This window comes from Comamonadaceae bacterium OTU4NAUVB1, from assembly GCA_024372625.1.
GTDB lineage: Bacteria > Pseudomonadota > Gammaproteobacteria > Burkholderiales > Burkholderiaceae_C > Variovorax.
Genome location: CP099605.1, coordinates 2048371 through 2066845, shown reverse-complemented (window position 1 = coordinate 2066845; position 18475 = coordinate 2048371). Strand labels below are relative to the sequence as shown.

Below are 18475 nucleotides of genomic sequence, written 5' to 3'. Positions count from 1 at the left end.
ATGGGAATGGGTCATGGGCCGGAATGCGCCGGGCGGCGCAGCAGAACGAGGGAGCGGCAATGCAGCGGATGGGACCAGGCCGCGTCGCCGGGGAAAGAAGGCGCGGCGGCGTCTTCGCCGTCGCGCGGGAGGGGGGCCGCCAGTGCCTGGGCGGCGGCGGCCGCGTCGTCGGGATGCGTGGTGTCGATCTCCACCCGCCACGGCGCGCCGCCGTCGGCGGGCAGACGGAAGTCGATGTGTTCGTGGTGCGCGTTGAGCAGCAGGAAGAAGTCGTCGTCGCGCAGCATCTCGCCGCGCGGGCCGACGTCGGCGATGCCGAGCCCGGACATGAACATGCCGATGCAGCGCGCGTTGCCGTCGCCCCAGTCGGCCGGGGTCATCTCTTGTCCGTCGGGGCGGAACCACACCAGGTCGCGGACGCCGGCGCCGTCGGGCGCGACGCCCTGGAAGAAGCTGCGCCGCCCGAACGAGGGATGCCGGCGCCGCAGGTGGACCAGCCGCTGCGCGAACTCGAGCAGTTCGCCGCGCTCGCCGTCGAGGTCCCAGTCGAGCCAGCCGAGTTCGTTGTCCTGGCAGTAGACGTTGTTGTTGCCGTGCTGCGTGTGTCCCGACTCGTCGCCCGCCAGCAGCATCGGCACGCCCTGCGAGAGCATCAGCGTGGCGAGCAGGTTGCGCTTCTGGCGCGCGCGCAGCGAGCGGATGTCGGGGTCGTCGCTCGGACCCTCGACGCCGCAGTTCCACGACACGTTGTTGCTGCTGCCGTCGCGGTTGTCCTCGCCGTTGGCCTCGTTGTGCTTCTCGTTGTACGACACCAGGTCGTGCAGCGTGAAGCCGTCGTGGGCGGTGATGAAGTTGATGCTGGCGTGCGGCTGCTTGCCCGACCAGCCGTAGAGGTCCTGCGAGCCGGTCAGGCGCCGGGCGACGTCGCCGAGGCGGTGGCCGTCGCCCTTCCAGTAGGAACGCATGCCGTCTCGGTAGCGGTCGTTCCACTCGGCCCAGCCGAGCGGGAAGTTGCCCACCTGGTAGCCGCCGTGACCCAGGTCCCACGGCTCGGCGATGAGCTTGACGCGGTTGAGCACCGGGTCCTGGCGGATGGCGTCGAAGAAGCCGCCCAGGTTCTCGACCTTGCCCGACTCCCGCGCCAGGGCGGAGGCCAGGTCGAAGCGGAAGCCGTCGACGTGCATCTCCTCGACCCAGTAGCGCAGCGAGTCCATCACCAGCTGCAGCGCGCGCGGGTGCTCCAGGTTGACGGTGTTGCCGCAGCCGGTGAAGTCGTCGTAGTAGCGCCGGCGCCCGGCGTTGAGGATGTAGTAGGCCGCGTTGTCGATGCCGCGCAGCGACAGCGTCGGGCCCATCTGGTTGCCTTCGCAGGTGTGGTTGTAGACCACGTCCAGGATGACCTCGATGCCCGCCGAGTGCAGCGTCTTCACCATGGTCTTGAATTCCTTGACCTTGCGCGAGGCGCTGTAGCGCATCTCCGGGGCGAAGAAGCCGAGCGTGTTGTAGCCCCAGTAGTTCTTCATGCCCTTCTGGGCGAGGTGGTGGTCGTTCAGGTAGCTGTGCACCGGCAGCAGCTCGACGGTGGTGACGCCCAGGCGCTGCAGGTACTCGATGACCGGCGCGGTGGCCAGCGCGGCGTAGGTGCCGCGCAGGTCCTCGGGCACGGCGGGGTGGCGCATCGTGAAGCCGCGCACGTGCATCTCGTAGATGACCATGTCCTGCCGCGCGATGTCCGGCGGGCGGTCCCCGCCCCAGGTGAAGGCGGTCTCCAGCACGCGGCCCTTGGGCATGAAGGCGGCGCTGTCGCGGCGGTCGAACGACAGGTCCTCGCGCTTGCTGCCGATGGTGTAGCCGTAGAGCGCGTCGCTCCAGCGCAGCTGGCCGACCGAGTCCTTGGCGTAGGGGTCGATCAGCAGCTTGTGGGGGTTGAAGCGATGGCCCTCGTCGGGCTTGTAGGGGCCGTGGACCCGGTAGCCGTAGGCCATGCCGGGCCGCGCCTGCGGCAGGTAGCAGTGCCAGACGTCCTCGGTGCGCTCGCGCATCACGATGCGCTGCAGCTCGCGCCGGCCGCTGTCGTCGAACAGGCACAGCTCGACCTTCTCCGCATGCTGCGAGAACAGGGCGAAGTTGACGCCTTCGCCGTCCCAGTTCGCACCGCGCGGGTACGGCTTGCCGGGCCAGACGACCTGGATCGGATCGCTGCGCTTCATCGTCGGGCCGGTGCGGTCAAGGCAGGCGGCCGTCGAACGGGCCGCGCGGGCGGTCGCGCGCCGGGTCGCGGCCGCTGTCCTTGAACGGATCGGAACGGGTCGCGTCGCGCACCGGGGCACCGGTGCCGGGGGTCGGGCCCGGCGTGGGCGACGACGGCGTGGGCGTGCTCGCGGCGGCCTCGCGCAGCGCGTCCTTCAGGTCCTGCGTGCGGCGGCTGGAGGCCGAGTCGCGCGGCCACCAGTGCTCGATGCGCTCCTGCGCCCAGAGCCGGCCGCCCAGGCCGAAGGCCAGCGCCACCGCGAACACCACGCCCGCCAGCAGGATCAGGAAGCTCTCGCGGATGATGTCGCCGCCGACCTTGATCTGGTCGAGCGCGATCAGCGCCACGAACGCCATCACCGCGTACTGGGCCAGCTTGCCGAGCACGCGCGCGTCCTGCAGCTTGACGTTGCGCCCGTAGGTGGTGACGGTGTCCCCGATGAAGCGCGCGAAGTAGGCACCGAAGGCCAGCACCAGCAGCGCCACGAACACGTTGGGCACGAACCACACCACGCGCACCAGCAGGTCGGTGATGTAGGTCAGCCCCAGGCTGTTGAAGGCCATGAGCAGCGCCGCCAGCACCACCAGCCAGTAGGCCAGGATGCCGAAGATGCTGGTCGTGTCGCCGACCATGCCGCCCTGGCGCAGGAAGTTGTCCATGCCCGAGCGCTCGGTCAGGACGTTGAAGTTGACCGCCCGCAGCGCCTTGATGACGGCGAAGCGCACCACCTTGGCCAGCAGCCAGCCACCGATGATGACCGCCACGGCGAACAGCAGGCGCGGCAGGAAGATGCCGATCTGATAGAGGATGGCCCGCAAGGGCTCCAGGTGGATGCCGAAATTTTCCATGTCGTCGTTCTCCGGTGAGGGGTGGGGCCTGATGCCGGATCAGGCGCGGTCGACCAGGGCCAGGATGCCCTGCAGCGGCACCTGCACCCAGTCGAGGCGGTTGCTGAGCTCGTAGCGCAGCTCGTACATGGCCTTCTCGAACTCGAACAGCGCGAGCAGGCGTTCGGCCGCCTCGCCCGACTGGGTCGATCCGCCTTCGATCATGCGTTCGCCGTAGGCGTTGAGGAAGGCGTCGCGCGTCTGGTTCTCCCAGTCGCGCGCGGCCGCTTCCAGCTTGACGAGCTCGTCGGGGCTCTGGGCGACGCGTCGCAGCGCCGACCAGTGCGCGTAGTTGAACGAGCGCACCATCCCGGCCACGTCGCGCAGGGCCGAGCTGCGTTGGCGGCGCTCCTCGAACGTGCGCGCCGGCTCGCCTTCGAAGTCGATGATCAGGAAGTCGTTGCGCGAGACCAGCACCTGGCCCAGGTGGTAGTCGCCGTGGTAGCGGGTCTTCAGGCCGTCCTGGCCCTCGAGCGGGAAGGCGGCCACGCGCGCGCGCACCTCGTCGGCATGGGCCAGCAGGCGCTTGGCGTCCTCCTGCACTTCCGGGCTGAGCTCCGACAGGCGTTCGGACAGCAGTTCCATCGTGCGCGTGGCCTCGCTGCCGGCGCGGTCACGCCAGCCCTGCACGTCCACGGTGGTCACCGGTTCCGGGTCGAAGGCCGGGTCGCCCGAACGCACCGACAGGGCCAGGTGCAGCTCGGCGGTGCGCTCGCCCAGGGTGTGGATCAGCGCCAGGAAACCGCCGTGCACGTCCTCGGGCTGCGGCGCGTCGAACGTGCGCAGGGATTCCAGGTGGCGCTCCAGGTAGGCCAGGGTGTAGTCCCAGCCGTCGCCCTGGTTGGGCACGAAGGCCTGCACGATCGCCAGCGTCATGACGCCGCCGTCCTCGGCGGCGTACTCCAGTGCGCCGGCCACCGGCACGCAGTTGGGGAAGCGCGCGACCTCGGTGAGGAAACGGCCGATCTCCAGTTCCGGGTTGATGCCCGGGCGCAGGCGCCGATAGCCCTTGAGGAACAGCTGCTCGCCCAGCGTGACGACGGTGTTGCTGCTGTGCGCGCTGGGCGGAGTGACCGCCATCGCGTCGATGCCTTCGCCCGCCAGGCTGGCGAAGGCCGCGGTCGGGCGGAACAGGAGCTTGCCGCGCGTGGTCGGCAGCTCGGTGCGCCGGCCGATCGCCTGGACCACCGCGCGGCAGAAGTGCTCGTCGCAGAAGGCATCGGCCATCACGCCGACGTCGGCCTGCTGGCGCACCTTGGCCACGGCGCCGGGCATCAGCGCCTTGATCTGCTCGTCGTCGCGGTCCTCCCAGGCCAGCGCCAGGGGCATGAAGTACGTCGAGGCCTCGGCCGGGCCGTCGAGGTCGACGAGCGGCAGCATCCAGCTGCGCTCGCCGTCCTCCCAGACGGCGTGGTCGCGCAGGCGGGCGCGCTGCACCGGCGTGCCCTTGGAGGCGTACCAGCGCTGGGTCTGCACGTGCAGCGGCAGCGTCTCGGTCTCCAGCTGCAGCCGCATGCGCTCGGCCATGCCGATGCGCCAGGGCATCACGCGTTCGCGGAAGAAGCTGGTCCAGCCGTCGAACAGCACCAGCACCGGGCGGTCCTGCAGCGGCACGCCTTCCTGGTGCCAGCTGGGCATCGCCACGTCGGCCGAGAGGCGGAACCAGTAGAAGCCGTGCGAGGGCATGGTCAGCAGGTAGGGCAGGTCGCCCACCGGCGGGAACGCGGTCTTGCCCAGCATCTCCACCGGCACGCGGCCCTTGTAGGCCGACAGGTCCAGCTCCACCGGCTGGGCCGAGCCCGAGAGGTTGAACACCGACAGGATCAGGTCGTTGTCGTGCTCGCTGATGTACGCCAGCACCTTGCGGTTGCCGGGCTTCAGGAAGCGGCGCCGGCCGCGGCCGAAGGCGCGGCTGGTCTTGCGCACGGCCAGCATGCGCTTGGTCCAGTTGAGCAGGGAACTGGCCTCGCGCGACTGCGTCTCGACGTTGAGCGCCTCGTAGCCGTACATCGCGTCCATGATGGGCTGCAGGTACAGGCTCTGCGGGTCGGCGCGCGAGAAGCCGGCGTTGCGGTCCGGGCTCCACTGCATCGGCGTACGCACGCCGTTCCTGTCGCCCACGAACACGTTGTCGCCCATGCCGATCTCGTCGCCGTAGTAGATGATGGGCGAGCCGGGCATCGACAGCAGCATGCTGTTCATGAGCTTGATGCGGTCGGTGTCGTTCTCCATCAGCGGCGCCAGGCGCCGTCGGATGCCCAGGTTGATGCGCGCGCGCGGGTCGGCCGCGTACATGCGGTACATGTAGTCGCGCTCGCGGCTGGTCACCATCTCCAGGGTCAGCTCGTCGTGGTTGCGCAGGAAGATCGCCCACTGGCAGCCGTCGGGGATCTCCGGGGTCTGCTGCAGGATCTCGATGATCGGGTCGCGGTCCTCCTGCGCGATGGCCATGTACATGCGCGGCATCAGCGGGAAGTGGTAGGCCATGTGGCACTCGTCGCCGTTGCCGAAGTACTCGCGCACGTCCTCCGGCCACATGTTGGCCTCGGCCAGCAGGAAGCGGTTCTTGTACTCGGCGTCGATCGCCGCGCGCAGCTGCTTGATGACCACGTGGGTCTCGGGCAGGTTCTCGTTGCTGGTGCCGTCGCGCTCCACGAGGTAGGGGATGGCGTCGAGCCGGAAGCCGTCGACCCCCATGTCGAGCCAGAAGCGCATCGTCTTCAGGATGGCCTCCATCACCGCCGGGTTGTCGAAGTTGAGGTCCGGCTGGTGGCTGAAGAAGCGGTGCCAGAAATACTGCTTGGCCACCGGGTCCCAGGTCCAGTTGGAGGTTTCGGTGTCGGTGAAGATGATCCGCGTGCCCTGGTAGATCTGGTCGGTGTCGCTCCAGACGTAGAAGTTGCGCTCGGGCGAGCCGGGCGGGGCGCGGCGGGCGGCCTTGAACCACGGGTGCTGGTCGGAGGTGTGGTTGATGACCAGCTCGGTGATCACGCGCAGGCCGCGCTGGTGCGCCGCGTCGAGCATCTCCTTGAAGTCCTCGATGGTCCCGTACTGGGGATTGACGTTCTCGTACTCGGAGATGTCGTAGCCGTCGTCGCGCAGCGGCGAGGGATAGAAGGGCATCAGCCAGATGGTGTTGACGCCCAGCTCCTTCACGTAGTCGAGCTTGGCCGTCACGCCCTTGAAGTCGCCGACGCCGTCGTTGTTGGTGTCGAAGAAGGCCTTGACGTTGAGCTGGTAGATGACCGCGTCGCGGTACCACTGCGGATCGTCGCTGGTGTCGATCTGCGGGTTTTCCAGCGTCAGGCCGGGCAAAGGAGCATTCATGGCGAGAGACTTCTTAGGGAGGATGTCGGGTCGACGGGGTCAGACGAAGTATTCGAAGTCGTTCTCGTCGCGCGCCTTGCGGCGCACCACGAAGACGTGCGCCGGCGCGCGCTGCGGGTCGAGCCGCACGTAGTGCCAGTCGCCGTTCCAGGTGAAGCGCTGGTCGCTCAGCAGGTCGTGCATCTGCCAGGGCTGGCCGGGCTCGACGTCGATCGAGTCGGGTTCCAGCCCGATCCAGCCTTCCTGCGCGTGGTGCGGATCGAGGTTGACCACGGTCACGATCACGTTCAGGCCGTCTTCGGAGGCCTTGGCGTAAGCGATCAGCTGGTCGTTCTGCACCGCCAGGAAGCGCAGGCTGCCGTTCGCGCGCAGGGCCTCGTTGTCCTGGCGGATGCGGTTGACGCGCTCGATGAAGGGCGCCAGGCTCTTGGGCTGGTCGTGGTCCCAGGTGCGCAACTGGTACTTCTCGGAGTCGAGGTATTCCTCGCTGCCGGCATGGCGCGGGCGGTGCTCCAGGAGTTCGTAGGCCGGGCCGTAGATGCCGTAGCTCGCCGCCAGCGTGGCCGCCAGCACCAGGCGCGCGCGGTAGGTGGCCGCGTCGCCTTCCTGGAGTTGCTCGTGCAGGATGTCGGGCGTGTTGGGCCAGACGTTCGGGCGGAAGTAGTCGTGGCCCGGGCCCTGCGACAGCTCGGTGAAGTACGCCTCCAGCTCGGCCTTGGTGTTGCGCCAGGTGTAGTAGGTGTAGGACTGCGAATAGCCCAGCTTGGCCAGGCGGTGCATCACCTTCGGGCGCGTGAAGGCCTCGGCCAGGAAGATGATCTCCGGGTGCTCGCGCTTGATCTCGGTGATGGCCCATTCCCAGAACGGGAACGCCTTGGTGTGCGGGTTGTCGACGCGGAACACCGTCACGCCCTCGCCGATCCAGTGGTCGAACACGCTCTTGAGTTCGGCCCACAGGCCGCGCCATTCCTCGCACTCGAAGTTGAACGGGTAGATGTCCTGGTACTTCTTGGGCGGGTTCTCGGCGTACTGCACGCTGCCGTCCGGACGCCAGCGGAACCAGCCCGGGTGCTCGGTGACGTAGGGGTGGTCCGGCGCGCACTGGAACGCGATGTCCAGCGCGATGTCGATGTCCAGCGCCCTGGCCTGCGCGACCAGGTGGCGGAAGTCCTCGGGCGTGCCCAGTGCCGGCAGGATCGACTTGTGGCCGCCTTCGGTCGAGCCGATGGCCCAGGGGCTGCCGACGTCGTCGGGACCGGCCACGAGCGCGTTGTTCTTGCCCTTGCGCTGCACCCGGCCCACCGGATGGATGGGCGGGAAATACAGCACGTCGAAGCCCATCTTGGCGATGGCCGGCAGGCGCTTCTCGACGTCCTTGAAGGTGCCGTGCACGCCCGGCGTGTCGCCGGCCGAGCGCGGGAAGAGTTCGTACCAGCTGCTGAAGCGCGCGCGTTCGCGGTCGGCCACCAGCGGCAGTTCCACCGCGTGGCGCGCCTCGGCGCGACGGTCCGGATAGCGGGCGGCGAGCGCCTCGGTGTCGGCGTCCAGCGCGAGGGCCTTGATGGCGGCGGCTTCCATGGACCGGTCGAGCGCGGCCTGCTCCAGCTCGCGGGCGAACCGGCTCAGCGCGTCGGCGTCCGCGCCACGCGCGCGGCCGGCGGCGGCCAGCAGCTCGATCGCGCCGACCTGCGCGGCGATGCGGATGTCGTCCTCGTCGACGCGTCGCGTGAGTTCGTGTCGCCACGACGCGAAGCCGTCGACCCAGGCCACCACCGTGTAGCCGTAGCGTCCGGGCACCGGCGGCGTGAAGGAGGCCTCCCAGATGTCGTTGTTGAGCAGCGTCATCGGCACTTCGGTGACCTCGGCATCGCCCTCGGCGCGCCATTGCAGGATCACCCGCAGCACGTCGTGGCCGTCGGCGAAGCAGTGCGCCGTGACGTCGAAACGCTCGCCGGCCACGCGCTTGACGGCGAAACGCCCGCCGTCGACGGCCGGCAGCACCGCGTCGACGACGGCGCGGACGTGCCCGTCCTCGGGCATGTTGGCGAAAGCGGGCGCGGGCGCGACGGGCGCCGTGGCCGGCTTCGGCGAGGGCGTGACCGGCACGACCGCCGTGGCGGCGTCGGCGAAGACCGAGGGCGCCGCCTCGGCGACCACGGCGCCGCCGGCGGGCCCCGGATCGGCACCCGCTTCGAGCGTGCCGTCCACCACGGCGGCCGGCTTCGGCTTCCTGGCGCGCGAGGCGCGGGGCGCCTTGGCGGCGGGCGCGGCCTTGGCCGGGATCGACACCAGCGCGGGCGGCGTCTCCTCGATCAGGGTCGATTGCACGGCCGGCGTCGGCTTGGCCGCGGCCTCGGCCGCACGACGGGCGGACTTCTTCGGTGCCGGTGCCGCCGCGACGGCGGTGTCCTTGGCGTTCTTGGCGGCTTTGGCTGGCTTGGCGGATTTGGGCAGGTCGGATTTGGGCATGGCGTCGTCGGGCGTCAGAGGGTCTGGGCGGGCGTGAGGATGAGGGTCGACAGCGGCGGCAGGGTGAGGGTGAGCGAGTGCGCCCGGCCCTGCGCGGGCAGCGGCGCGGCGGTGACGTCGCCGAGGTTGCCCCAGCCCGAGCCGCCGTACACGGCGGCGTCGCTGTTGAGGCGCTCGTCCCAGACGCCACCGTGCGGCACGCCCACCACGTAGTTCACGCGCGGCAGCGGCGTCAGGTTGCACACCACCAGCGCGGGCGCGCCGCCATCGCGCGGCTTGCGCAGGAACGCGATCACGCTGTGTTCGCTGTCGTCGGCGGTGATCCACTCGAAGCCGGCGGCCGAGAAATCGACCTCGTACAGCGCCGGCACGTCGCGGTAGAGCCGGTTGAGGTCGCGCACGAAGCGCTGCAGGCCGGCGTGCTTCGGGTCGCCCAGGGCCCACCACTGCAGTTCGCCGTCGTGCGTCCATTCGCGCCGCTGGCCGAATTCGCAGCCCATGAAGAGCAGCTTCTTGCCGGGATGGCCCCACATCAGGCCGAACAGCGCGCGCAGGTTGGCGAACTGCTGCCAGTCGTCGCCGGGCATCTTGTCGATCAGCGAACCCTTGCCGTGCACCACCTCGTCGTGCGAGAGGGGCAGCACGAAGTTCTCGTCGAAGGCGTAGACCATCGAGAAGGTGAGCTGGCCCTGGTGATGGCGGCGGTGCAGCGGGTCGCGCGAGAAGTACTTGAGCGTGTCGTGCATCCAGCCCATGTTCCACTTCATGCCGAAGCCCAGGCCGCCCATGTCGGTAGGACGCGAGACCATCGGCCAGGCGGTCGACTCCTCGGCGATGGACACGGTGTCGGGGTGCTCGCGGTAGACCGCGCGGTTGAGGTCCTGCAGGAACTCGATGGCCTCGAGGTTCTCGCGGCCGCCGTACTTGTTGGGGATCCATTCGCCGTGCTTGCGCGCGTAGTCGAGGTAGAGCATGGAGGCCACGGCATCGACCCGCAGGCCGTCGAGGTGGTACTTCTCCAGCCAGAACAGGCCCGACGAGATCAGGAAGCTGCGGACCTCGTTGCGCCCGTAGTTGAAGATGCTCGAGTTCCACTCCGGGTGGAAGCCCTGGCGCGCATCGGCGTGCTCGAAGAGGTGCGTGCCGTCGAAATAGCCCAGGCCGTGCTGGTCGGTGGGAAAGTGCGACGGCACCCAGTCGAGCAGCACGCCGATGCCGCGCTGGTGCAGGTGGTCGACGAACGCCATGAACTCCTGCGGCGTGCCGTAGCGCGAGGTCGGGGCGAAGTAGCCGGTGGTCTGGTAGCCCCAGGAGCCGTAGAAGGGGTGCTCGGTCACCGGCATCAGCTCGATGTGCGTGAAGCCCATCTCGACCACGTAGTCGGCCAGCCGCTCGCCGAGTTCGGCCCAGCCGAGCATCGCGCCGTCCTCGCGCTGCCAGGAGCCCGGATGCAGCTCGTAGATGGACATCGGGGCGTCCAGGGCGTTCTTCGGTCCCCGCCCGGCCATCCACTCGGCGTCGTTCCATTCGTGCTCGAGCGACCAGACGCGCGAGCCGGTCGCGGGCGCCTGCTCGGCGTAGAAGGCGAAGGGGTCGGCCTTGTCGACCACGTAGCCGTTCTGGGTCGAGAAGATCCGGTACTTGTAGACCGCGCCGCGCGTGGCCTCGGGCGCGTGGCCCTCCCAGATGCCGCTGCCGTCGTCGCGCAGCGTGAGCCGCGTCGCCTGGTCGTTCCAGTGGTTCCAGTCGGCGATGACCGAGACGGCCCAGGCATTGGGCGCCCAGACGGCGAAGGAGGCACCCCCGCCCTCGTGCAGCTGACAGCCCATGGTGTCGTGGAGCCGGGCATGCCGACCCTCGCGGAAAAGCCAGACGTCCTGCTCGCTCAGGCGCGATTGTTCGATGTGCACGGGTGGAATTCCTCGAAACCGTGCCGGACCATTCCGGCAACTGCTTGTCGAACCATTGGAACGCATGGGCGTTGGCACTCCGGTGACAGCGCGCGCTTTGGCGTGTCGGACGATGGCTAACTTCAGTCCTCACTTCGCGCGCCCGGGCGTCCGATTCCGTCGTCCTCGTTTTCCCGTGCTCGAAGACTGTGTATAACCACAGTCCTGATGGCCGACGCATTCATTCCCCTGCACGCCCTCAAGGGCCGCGGCGCGGCGACGCGCCTCCCGCACCGCTTCGAGCGCGACGCGCGCGACGCCTTCGACGACGGCTGGGGCACGCTGGAGGACGGTGTGGCCGACGGTCCGCCGCCGCCCGAGACGCACGTCCGCTTCGAGGACGCGAAGTCCGCGCTCAGCCACAACGACTCGCCCGACATTCCCTTCGATCGCTCGCTCAATCCCTACCGGGGGTGCGAGCACGGCTGCATCTATTGCTTCGCCCGCCCCACGCACAGCTACCTCGGGCTGTCGCCGGGCCTGGACTTCGAGACCCGCCTGGTCGCCAAGCGCAACATCGCCGAGGTGCTGCGCGCGGAACTCGGCCGCAAGGCCTACCGCCCCGGGCAGATCGCGATCGGCACCGCCACGGACTGCTACCAGCCCATCGAGCGCGAACTGCGGCTCACGCGCGCCATCCTGGAGGTGCTGCAGGAGGCGCGCCATCCCCTGGGCATCGTCACCAAGTCGAGCGCGGTCGAACGCGACCTCGACCTCCTCGCGCCGATGGCGGCCCGCCGCCTGGCCGCCGTCTACGTCACCGTCACCACGCTCGATCCGGTGCTGGCCCGCGCGCTGGAGCCGCGTGCCGCCGCGCCGCACCGGCGGCTGCGCACCATCCGGGCGCTGGCCGAGGCCGGGGTGCCGGTCGGCGTGAGCGTGGCGCCGCAGATCCCGTTCCTGACCGAGGACATGGAGCAGGTGCTGGATGCCGCCTGGGAGGCCGGGGCGCGCAGCGCCTTCTACACGGTGGTGCGTCTGCCGTGGGAGGTGGCGCCGCTGTTTCGGCAATGGCTGGACCTGCACCATCCGCAGCGCGCCGCGCGCGTCATGGCGCGCATCCAGGACCTGCGCGGCGGCAAGGACTACGACGCCGACTTCGCCACGCGCATGAAGGGAAGCGGTCCGTGGGCCGACCTGATCCGGCAGCGTTTCGAGAAGGCCACCCGACGCATCGGCTTCGGCCGCGAGCGCATCGCGCTGGACCTGGGGGCGTTCCGGCCGCCGTCGGCGGCGGGCCAGGGCAACCTGTTCTGAGCCGGCGCGGGCCGGGCCGCCGGGTTCAGAACAAGCCGGACGCCTGCGCCGCGTCGACCACCGACTTGGCCAGCGCCGCCGACTGCGCGCGCAGGTCCTGCGAGGGCGAGGCGACGAAGCTGGTGGTCCACACCAGCCGCCCGGTGCGCGCGTCCGTCACGCGGCCGTTGGCGGAGAAGCCGGTGCTGACCTGCGAGCCGCCGATCGGCACGCCCAGGCCGATGCCGCCGCCGCCGCCCCGGCCGAAGCTGAAGCCGCCGATGCCCAGCGACACCCCCGAGCCCGCGCTGGCGGTGGCCGGCGTCAGCGCCAGCACGATCACCGCCCGGGCGCCCAGCCCCGTGGCGCTGCCCACCAGCTGACCATCGAGTTCGCGGTCGGTCATGAAGGTGGCGCCGGCGGGCAGCACGACCGGCTGCGCGCCCCGGGCCAGGACTTCCTGGAACAACGCGTCCTGGCAGAGCTGGCGCACCGCCACGTCGTAGGCATCGCAGGCCACCAGCACCTTCTGGCCCTGGAGGAGACGCGATTGGGTGCCCAGGGCCGGATCGGTCCACTGGGCCTCGGGCCGTGGCGTCGAGGCGCAGGCGACGAGCAGGGAGGCGGCCAGCGCGAGGGCGGCCGGACGCGCGAGGGAAAGCAGTGTGGTCATGGCGGTCGAAGCAATGGGTGGATGAAGGTCGCAGACTCCGTCGACGAGCTGGTGGTGGGAGCGAGGCAGGGTCTTCCTGCGTGCCTGGGCTTGTCCATCGTCCGGCACGTGTCGAGAATCGGGCGTTCCGCCGAACCGGGCGCAGTACAAAGACGGCCCGCGCAGTCAGCCGTCATCCGATCCTCATTCCGCTTCCACGTCCGCACCATGTCCCACCCCACCGAAACCGCACCGGTCCGCTCCCTCCCACCCGGTGCCCGCTGGCTCGTCGTCATGGGCGTCTCGGGCTGCGGCAAGTCCACGCTCGGCGCGGCGCTGGCCGAACGCCTGGCGCTGCCGCTGATCGAGGGGGACGACTTCCATCCGCCGGCCAACGTCGAGAAGATGAGTGCCGGCATCCCGCTGACCGATGCCGACCGCGCCGGCTGGCTCGACACCCTGGGGCGCGCGATGGACGGTGCGCGCGGGGGCGCGGTGCTCACCTGTTCGGCCCTGAAGCGGGACTATCGCGAGCGCCTGCGCGCGGTGGTGCCGGGCCTGTGCTTCGTCTTCCTGGTGCTGGAGCGCGACGAGGCCGAGCGCCGCGTGGCGGCACGTTCGTCGCACCACATGTTCCCGGCCAGCCTGGTGGCCAACCAGTTCGCCACGCTGGAGGCGCCCACCGGCGAGCCGGGCGTCATCGACGTGCCGGCGACGGCGACGATGTCGCGTTCGGTCGCGGCGGTGGTGCGGTGGCTGGAGGAAGCGGCCGTCTGAGTCGAGGCCGCGGCCGGTCCGCAGCCGCTCCGACGCCGGCGCGACGACGCGCCGTCGCTCAGTCCGACAGCGGCAGCGGCGTCAGCGACGGCGCGTCCAGTCCGAGCGCCTCGCACACGCGCAGCGCCGCGTAGGCGTCGTTGGCCGCGTAGCAGACCTGGCCCTCGGACAGGTGCCTAGCGGCCCAGTTCGAAGTCGTCTGCTTGCGCGACTTCACGAAGCGCTGGCCGAACACCATCGCCACGGCCCCCTTCACGCCGACCGAGTTGCGGTAGCCGCGCCGCTTGAAGACGGTGTCGAGGTCGACCACCGCCTGCGGCTCGATGCCCAGCGTGTGGCGGATCTGCGTGCGATCGCCGGCCAGGCCGAAACCGACCTTGGTCAGCGCGCTGGAGGCGAGCAGGTGCGCGGCGGCGGCGCGGCATTCGGGGTCGTGCAGCTGGAACACCCAGGCCCGGTCGGGCGAGGCGAACTGCACCACGTGCGGGCCGGTGGAGACCTCGTTCTTCAGGAACGTCGGCTTGGACTCGGTGTCGAAGCCGACGACCCGCAGCGCGCCGACGGCGGCCAGGGCGCCCGCCGCCTGCGGCGCGGTCGAGACGACCTCGATGTCGCGCGGGCCCAGTCCCTCGAAGACGTCGAGCAGCGCGATCTCCTCGCGCGTGGGCACCTGCGGCCGGTTGGACTGCTGGATTCGCGTGGGGGACGTGGGGGTGTCGTGGCGATCGCTCATGCCGCCGCTCCCAGCTGACGCGCGTGGTGCGCGAGGTGGTCGCCGACGACGCTCTGCACGAAGTAGTAGCCGTGGTCGTAGCCCGCGTGGCGGCGCAGGGTCAGCGGCTGGCCGACGGCCGCGCAGGCGGCTTCGAGGAGTTCGGGCCGCAGTTGCCCGGCGGCGAGGAATCTGTCGTCCAGTCCCTGGTCGACCAGGATGCCGCCGGGGTAGGGCGCCGTCGGCTGGTTCTCCATCAGCACGGTGGCGTCGTGTTCGAGCCAGCGCGTGCGGTCGGCGCCCAGGTAGCCGGTGAAGGCCTTCTCGCCCCACGGGCAGCGCATCGGCGCGCAGATCGGCGCCAGCGCCGAGAGCGAGCCGAACAGGCCCGGATGCCGCAGCGCCAGGGTCAGGGCGCCGTGGCCGCCCATCGAGTGCCCGAACACGCCCAGGCGCGACCGGTCGATCGGCAGCGCGGTGCCCAGCAACGGCAGCAACTCGTCGATCAGCCAGCTTTCCATGCGCCAGTTGGCGGCCCAGGGCGCCTCGGTGGCGTCGAGGTAGAAGCCCGCGCCGACGCCGAAGTCCCAGCTGTCGGCTTCGCCCGGCACGTTCGCGCCGCGCGGGCTGGTGTCGGGCGCGACGAGCGCCAGGCCGAGGTCGGCCGCCAGCCGCTGGGCGCCGGCCTTGGTCGGAAAGGTCTCCTCGTTGCAGGTCAGTCCGGCGAGGTAGACCAGGGCGGGCACCGGCCGGTCCGGGGTGGCCTGCGGCGGCAGGAAGACCGAGCAGCGCATCGGCCGCCCGGTCGCGCGCGCGTCGTGTTCGAGGAACTGCTGCGTGCCGCCGAAGCAGCGGTGCGCCGAGAGGGTCTTGAGGGCGTCGGTCATGAGGTGATCAAGGGGGGCGGTCAGGGGGCGGTCGACAGGGGCGCGGGCGCGATGACGTCGAGGACGGCGTCGGCGAAGGCCTGCGGCTTCTCCTGCGGCGGGTTGTGGCCGGCACCGGGCACGACGCGGTGCGCGTGATGGCCGGTGAAGTGGTGCGCGTGGCTGGCGGTGCCACCGACCGACATCACGCCGTCGTCGGCGCCGTCGAGCGTGATGGCCGGCACGGCGATGTCGGGCTGCGCGGCGAGACGCGCCTCGATGTCCCGCACGGCCGGATCGCCATCGACCAGGCCGTGGCGGTGGCGGTAGGAATGGATCACCACGTCGACGAAGTCCGGGTTGGCGAAGGCGGCGGCCGTGCGCGCGTAGGTCGCGTCGTCGAACGCCCAGGTGGGCGACCACAGCGACCACAGGAGCCGGCAGAACCCCTCGCGGTCCTGCGCCAGCCCGGCGCGGCCGCGCTCAGAATGGAAGTAGTACTGGTACCAGTGGCGGTGCTCGTTCGCGGGCGGAGCGGGCTGGCCGGCGGCGGCGATGTGCTGCAGGTTGTAGCTGTTGCACGAGACCAGGCCGATGCAGCGCTCCGGCCACAGCGCCGCGACGATGCAGGCCGCGCGGCCGCCCCAGTCGAAGCCCGCCAGCACGGCGCGCTCGATGCCCAGCGCATCGAGCAGCGCGAGCAGGTCGGCGCCGAGCGCGGCCTGCTCGCCCGAGCGCGGCGTCGCGGCGTCGACGAAGGAGGTGGGCCCGTACCCGCGCAGGTACGGCACGACCACGCGGCAGCCGCGCGCGGCCAGCAGCGGTGCGACCTCGGCATAGGCGTGGACGTCGTAGGGAAAACCGTGCATCAGCAGCACGGGCGTGCCGTCGGCCGGGCCGCTCTCGTGGAAGGCGACGTCCAGCACCCCGGCGCGCACGCGGCGCAGGCTGCCCAGGGACGCGGCCGCTTCAGTCATACAGCACCACGCCGCGGATCGACTCGCCGCGCTTCATCAGGTCGAAGCCCTTGTTGATGTCCTCCAGCGGCATGGTGTGGGTGATGAGGCTGTCGATGTCGATCTTGCCTTCCATGTACCAGTCGACGATCCTGGGCACGTCGGTGCGGCCGCGCGCGCCGCCGAAGGCCGAGCCCTCCCAGTGGCGCCCGGTGACGAGCTGGAACGGCCGCGTGGCGATCTCCGCGCCGGCCTCGGCCACGCCGATGATGATGCTGCGGCCCCAGCCCTTGTGCGTGCATTCGAGCGCCTGGCGCATCACCTTGGTGTTGCCGATGCACTCGAAGCTGTAGTCGGCGCCGCCGTCGGTGAGCTGCACGATGGCGTCCACCACGTTGTCGACCTCGTTCGGGTTGATGAAATGCGTCATGCCGAACTTGCGCGCCATCTCCTGGCGGGCGGGGTTGATGTCCACCCCGATGATCTTGTCGGCGCCCACCATCCGCGCGCCCTGGATCACGTTCAGGCCGATGCCGCCGAGGCCGAAGACCACCACGTTCGCGCCGGCCTCGACCTTGGCCGTGAAGATCACCGCGCCGATGCCGGTGGTCACGCCGCAGCCGATGTAGCAGACCTTGTCGAACGGCGCGTCCTCGCGGATCTTGGCCAGCGAGATCTCCGGGGCGACCGTGTAGTTGCTGAAGGTCGAGGTGCCCATGTAGTGGAAGATGGGCTTGCCGTCCAGGCTGAAGCGGCTGGTGGCGTCGGGCATCAGGCCCTTGCCCTGCGTGCCGCGGATGAGCTGGCAGAGGTTGGTCTTGCGCGAGAGGCAGAACTTGCACTGGCGGCATTCCGGCGTGTAGAGCGGAATGACGTGATCGCCCTTCTTCAGCGAGGTCACGCCGGGACCGACGTCGACCACGATGCCCGCGCCCTCGTGGCCCAGGATGGCCGGGAAGATGCCCTCGGGGTCGGCGCCGGAGAGCGTGTAGTAGTCGGTGTGGCAGATGCCGGTGGCCTTGATCTCGACGAGCACTTCGCCGAACTTCGGTCCCTCGAGGTCGACGGTCTCGATGGTGAGCGGCTGGCCGGACTGCCAGGCGACGGCGGCTTTGGTTTTCATGGAAGCGTTTCCTTCGCGGTGTGGATGACGACGGCGCGCGTCGTGGACGGCAGAGCTTAAGACGGTTCGGCGACCCACATAATGTCCGCCCCAATCGGAGACTGCCCATGAAGAAGATCCTGGTCCTCAACGGCCCCAACCTCAACCTGCTCGGTACCCGCGAGCCGGCCCAGTACGGTCACGAAACCCTGGCCGACGTGGTGCGCCTGTGCGAGGCGGCGGGCGCGGAGCTCGGCGTCGAGGTCGAATGCCGACAGTCCAACCACGAAGGCGCGCTGATCGACTGGATCCACGAGGCCGGCCGCGAGGTGGCCGCCGGCCGCCTGCTGGGCGTGGTGTTCAACGCCGGCGCCTACACGCACACCTCGGTCGCGCTGCACGACGCCATCAAGGGCGCCAACGTGCCGGTGATCGAGCTGCACATCTCCAACGTGCACGCGCGTGAGGCCTTCCGCCACCACTCGTTCATCTCGCCGGTGGCGCGCGGCATCATCGTGGGCCTGGGCGTCAAGGGCTATGCCCTGGCCATCGGGGCGCTGGCGCGACTCGACGACCGATGACGACGCGGGATCCGTCGCCTTCACCCTCGCCGTCGCCGGCCGCGACGGCGCCCGAGGTCGGCGACGGACTCTTCGTCGCCGAGGACGACGGGCTGGCGCGCTGCCGCTGGTGCCGGGCGACACCGGCCTACCGCCACTACCACGACCACGAATGGGGCTTCCCGGTCACCGACGACCGCCGGCTGTTCGAGAAGCTGTGCCTGGAGGGCTTCCAGGCCGGCCTGAGCTGGCTGACCATCCTGAACAAGCGTGCGCAATTCCGGCGCGCCTTCGCCGATTTCGATGCCGAGGCCGTCGCACGCTTCGGCGAGGCGGACGTGGCGCGCCTGCTGGCGGATGCGGGCATCGTGCGCCATCGCGGCAAGATCGAGGCGACGATCAACAACGCGCGCCGGGCGATCGAACTGCGCCACGCGTGCGGCTCGCTCGCGGCGCATGTCTGGCGCTTCGAGCCCGACACCTCGGCGCGGCCGGCGCGGGCCATCGCCGGGGCGCTGGCGGCGCCGACCGCTTCCGCGACCGCGGCCGCGGCCGCGCTGTCGAAGGACCTGAAGCAGCGCGGCTGGCGTTTCGTCGGGCCGACCACGACCTACGCCTTCATGCAGGCCATGGGACTGGTCAACGACCACGTCGAAGGCTGCGTGGCGCGCGAGCAGGCGCTGCGGGCGCGCCGGGACCTGCGCGTGCCGCGACCGCCCTGAGCGGGCGTG

The 18475-nt window shown here is 70.3% G+C and carries 14 protein-coding genes; 4 read left to right on the top strand and 10 right to left on the bottom strand.

What is annotated here, in order from left to right; genetic code table 11:
• Positions 1 to 11: 11 nt before the first annotated feature.
• The 5 genes from glgX to glgB all read right to left on the bottom strand — a co-directional run bounded on the left by glgX (position 12) and on the right by glgB (position 10844).
• Positions 12 to 2210 carry a glycogen debranching protein GlgX gene (glgX, locus tag NF681_13180; GenBank protein ID UST53272.1) on the bottom strand — a complete coding sequence of 733 codons (2199 nt, stop codon included), beginning with the start codon at positions 2208 to 2210 and terminating at the stop codon, positions 12 to 14.
• Positions 2211 to 2226: 16 nt separating this feature from the next.
• Positions 2227 to 3099: a hypothetical protein gene (locus tag NF681_13175; GenBank protein ID UST53271.1), complete on the bottom strand. Its 873-nt coding sequence runs from the start codon at positions 3097 to 3099 to the stop codon at positions 2227 to 2229.
• 39 nt (positions 3100 to 3138) lie between these two features.
• Positions 3139 to 6465 (bottom strand): maltose alpha-D-glucosyltransferase, encoded by a 3327-nt coding sequence (gene treS / locus NF681_13170; protein ID UST53270.1) that lies wholly within the window; start codon positions 6463 to 6465, stop codon positions 3139 to 3141.
• 39 nt (positions 6466 to 6504) lie between these two features.
• Positions 6505 to 8505, bottom strand: coding sequence for an alpha-1,4-glucan--maltose-1-phosphate maltosyltransferase (locus tag NF681_13165; protein UST55770.1), 2001 nt, complete (start codon positions 8503 to 8505; stop codon positions 6505 to 6507).
• Positions 8506 to 8948: 443 nt separating this feature from the next.
• Entirely contained in the window at positions 8949 to 10844 is a 1896-nt protein-coding gene (gene glgB / locus NF681_13160; protein ID UST53269.1) for a 1,4-alpha-glucan branching protein GlgB, read from the bottom strand.
• A gap of 207 nt (positions 10845 to 11051) precedes the next feature.
• Between glgB and NF681_13155 the strand changes: the two genes are divergently transcribed.
• The gene (locus NF681_13155; GenBank protein ID UST53268.1) at positions 11052 to 12140 is read left to right on the top strand and encodes a PA0069 family radical SAM protein; all 1089 of its coding nucleotides are present in this window, start codon (positions 11052 to 11054) and stop codon (positions 12138 to 12140) included.
• Between the two features lie 25 nt (positions 12141 to 12165).
• Here NF681_13155 and NF681_13150 read toward each other — a convergent pair whose 3' ends face one another.
• Positions 12166 to 12792, bottom strand: a complete 627-nt coding sequence (locus NF681_13150) for a hypothetical protein (protein UST53267.1) — start codon at positions 12790 to 12792, stop codon at positions 12166 to 12168.
• A 207-nt stretch (positions 12793 to 12999) separates the two neighbouring features.
• Between NF681_13150 and NF681_13145 the strand changes: the two genes are divergently transcribed.
• Positions 13000 to 13548: a gluconokinase gene (locus NF681_13145; protein ID UST53266.1), complete on the top strand. Its 549-nt coding sequence runs from the start codon at positions 13000 to 13002 to the stop codon at positions 13546 to 13548.
• Between the two features lie 58 nt (positions 13549 to 13606).
• Here the strand turns inward: NF681_13145 and NF681_13140 are convergent, their stop codons facing one another.
• From NF681_13140 to NF681_13125, 4 genes are read right to left on the bottom strand one after another with little or no spacing between them, the layout of a single operon-like run.
• The gene (locus NF681_13140) at positions 13607 to 14281 is read right to left on the bottom strand and encodes a 3'-5' exonuclease domain-containing protein 2 (GenBank protein UST53265.1); all 675 of its coding nucleotides are present in this window, start codon (positions 14279 to 14281) and stop codon (positions 13607 to 13609) included.
• Positions 14278 to 15147 carry an S-formylglutathione hydrolase gene (gene fghA / locus NF681_13135; GenBank protein UST53264.1) on the bottom strand — a complete coding sequence of 290 codons (870 nt, stop codon included), beginning with the start codon at positions 15145 to 15147 and terminating at the stop codon, positions 14278 to 14280. Before fghA ends, NF681_13140 begins: the two co-directional genes overlap by 4 nt.
• Before the next feature lie 20 nt (positions 15148 to 15167).
• Positions 15168 to 16103 carry an alpha/beta hydrolase gene (locus NF681_13130; protein UST53263.1) on the bottom strand — a complete coding sequence of 312 codons (936 nt, stop codon included), beginning with the start codon at positions 16101 to 16103 and terminating at the stop codon, positions 15168 to 15170.
• A complete protein-coding gene (locus tag NF681_13125) occupies positions 16096 to 17205 on the bottom strand; it encodes an S-(hydroxymethyl)glutathione dehydrogenase/class III alcohol dehydrogenase (protein UST53262.1) in 1110 nt (369 codons plus the stop codon). The genes NF681_13130 and NF681_13125 overlap by 8 nt, the downstream gene beginning before the upstream one ends.
• 107 nt (positions 17206 to 17312) lie before the next feature.
• On the opposite strand from NF681_13125, the gene aroQ reads away from it, so the two are divergent.
• Together aroQ and NF681_13115 are read left to right on the top strand one after the other, a co-directional pair.
• Positions 17313 to 17765: a type II 3-dehydroquinate dehydratase gene (gene aroQ, locus NF681_13120; GenBank protein UST53261.1), complete on the top strand. Its 453-nt coding sequence runs from the start codon at positions 17313 to 17315 to the stop codon at positions 17763 to 17765.
• Positions 17762 to 18466, top strand: coding sequence for a DNA-3-methyladenine glycosylase I (locus NF681_13115; GenBank protein UST53260.1), 705 nt, complete (start codon positions 17762 to 17764; stop codon positions 18464 to 18466). The genes aroQ and NF681_13115 overlap by 4 nt, the downstream gene beginning before the upstream one ends.
• Positions 18467 to 18475 lie beyond the last annotated feature (9 nt).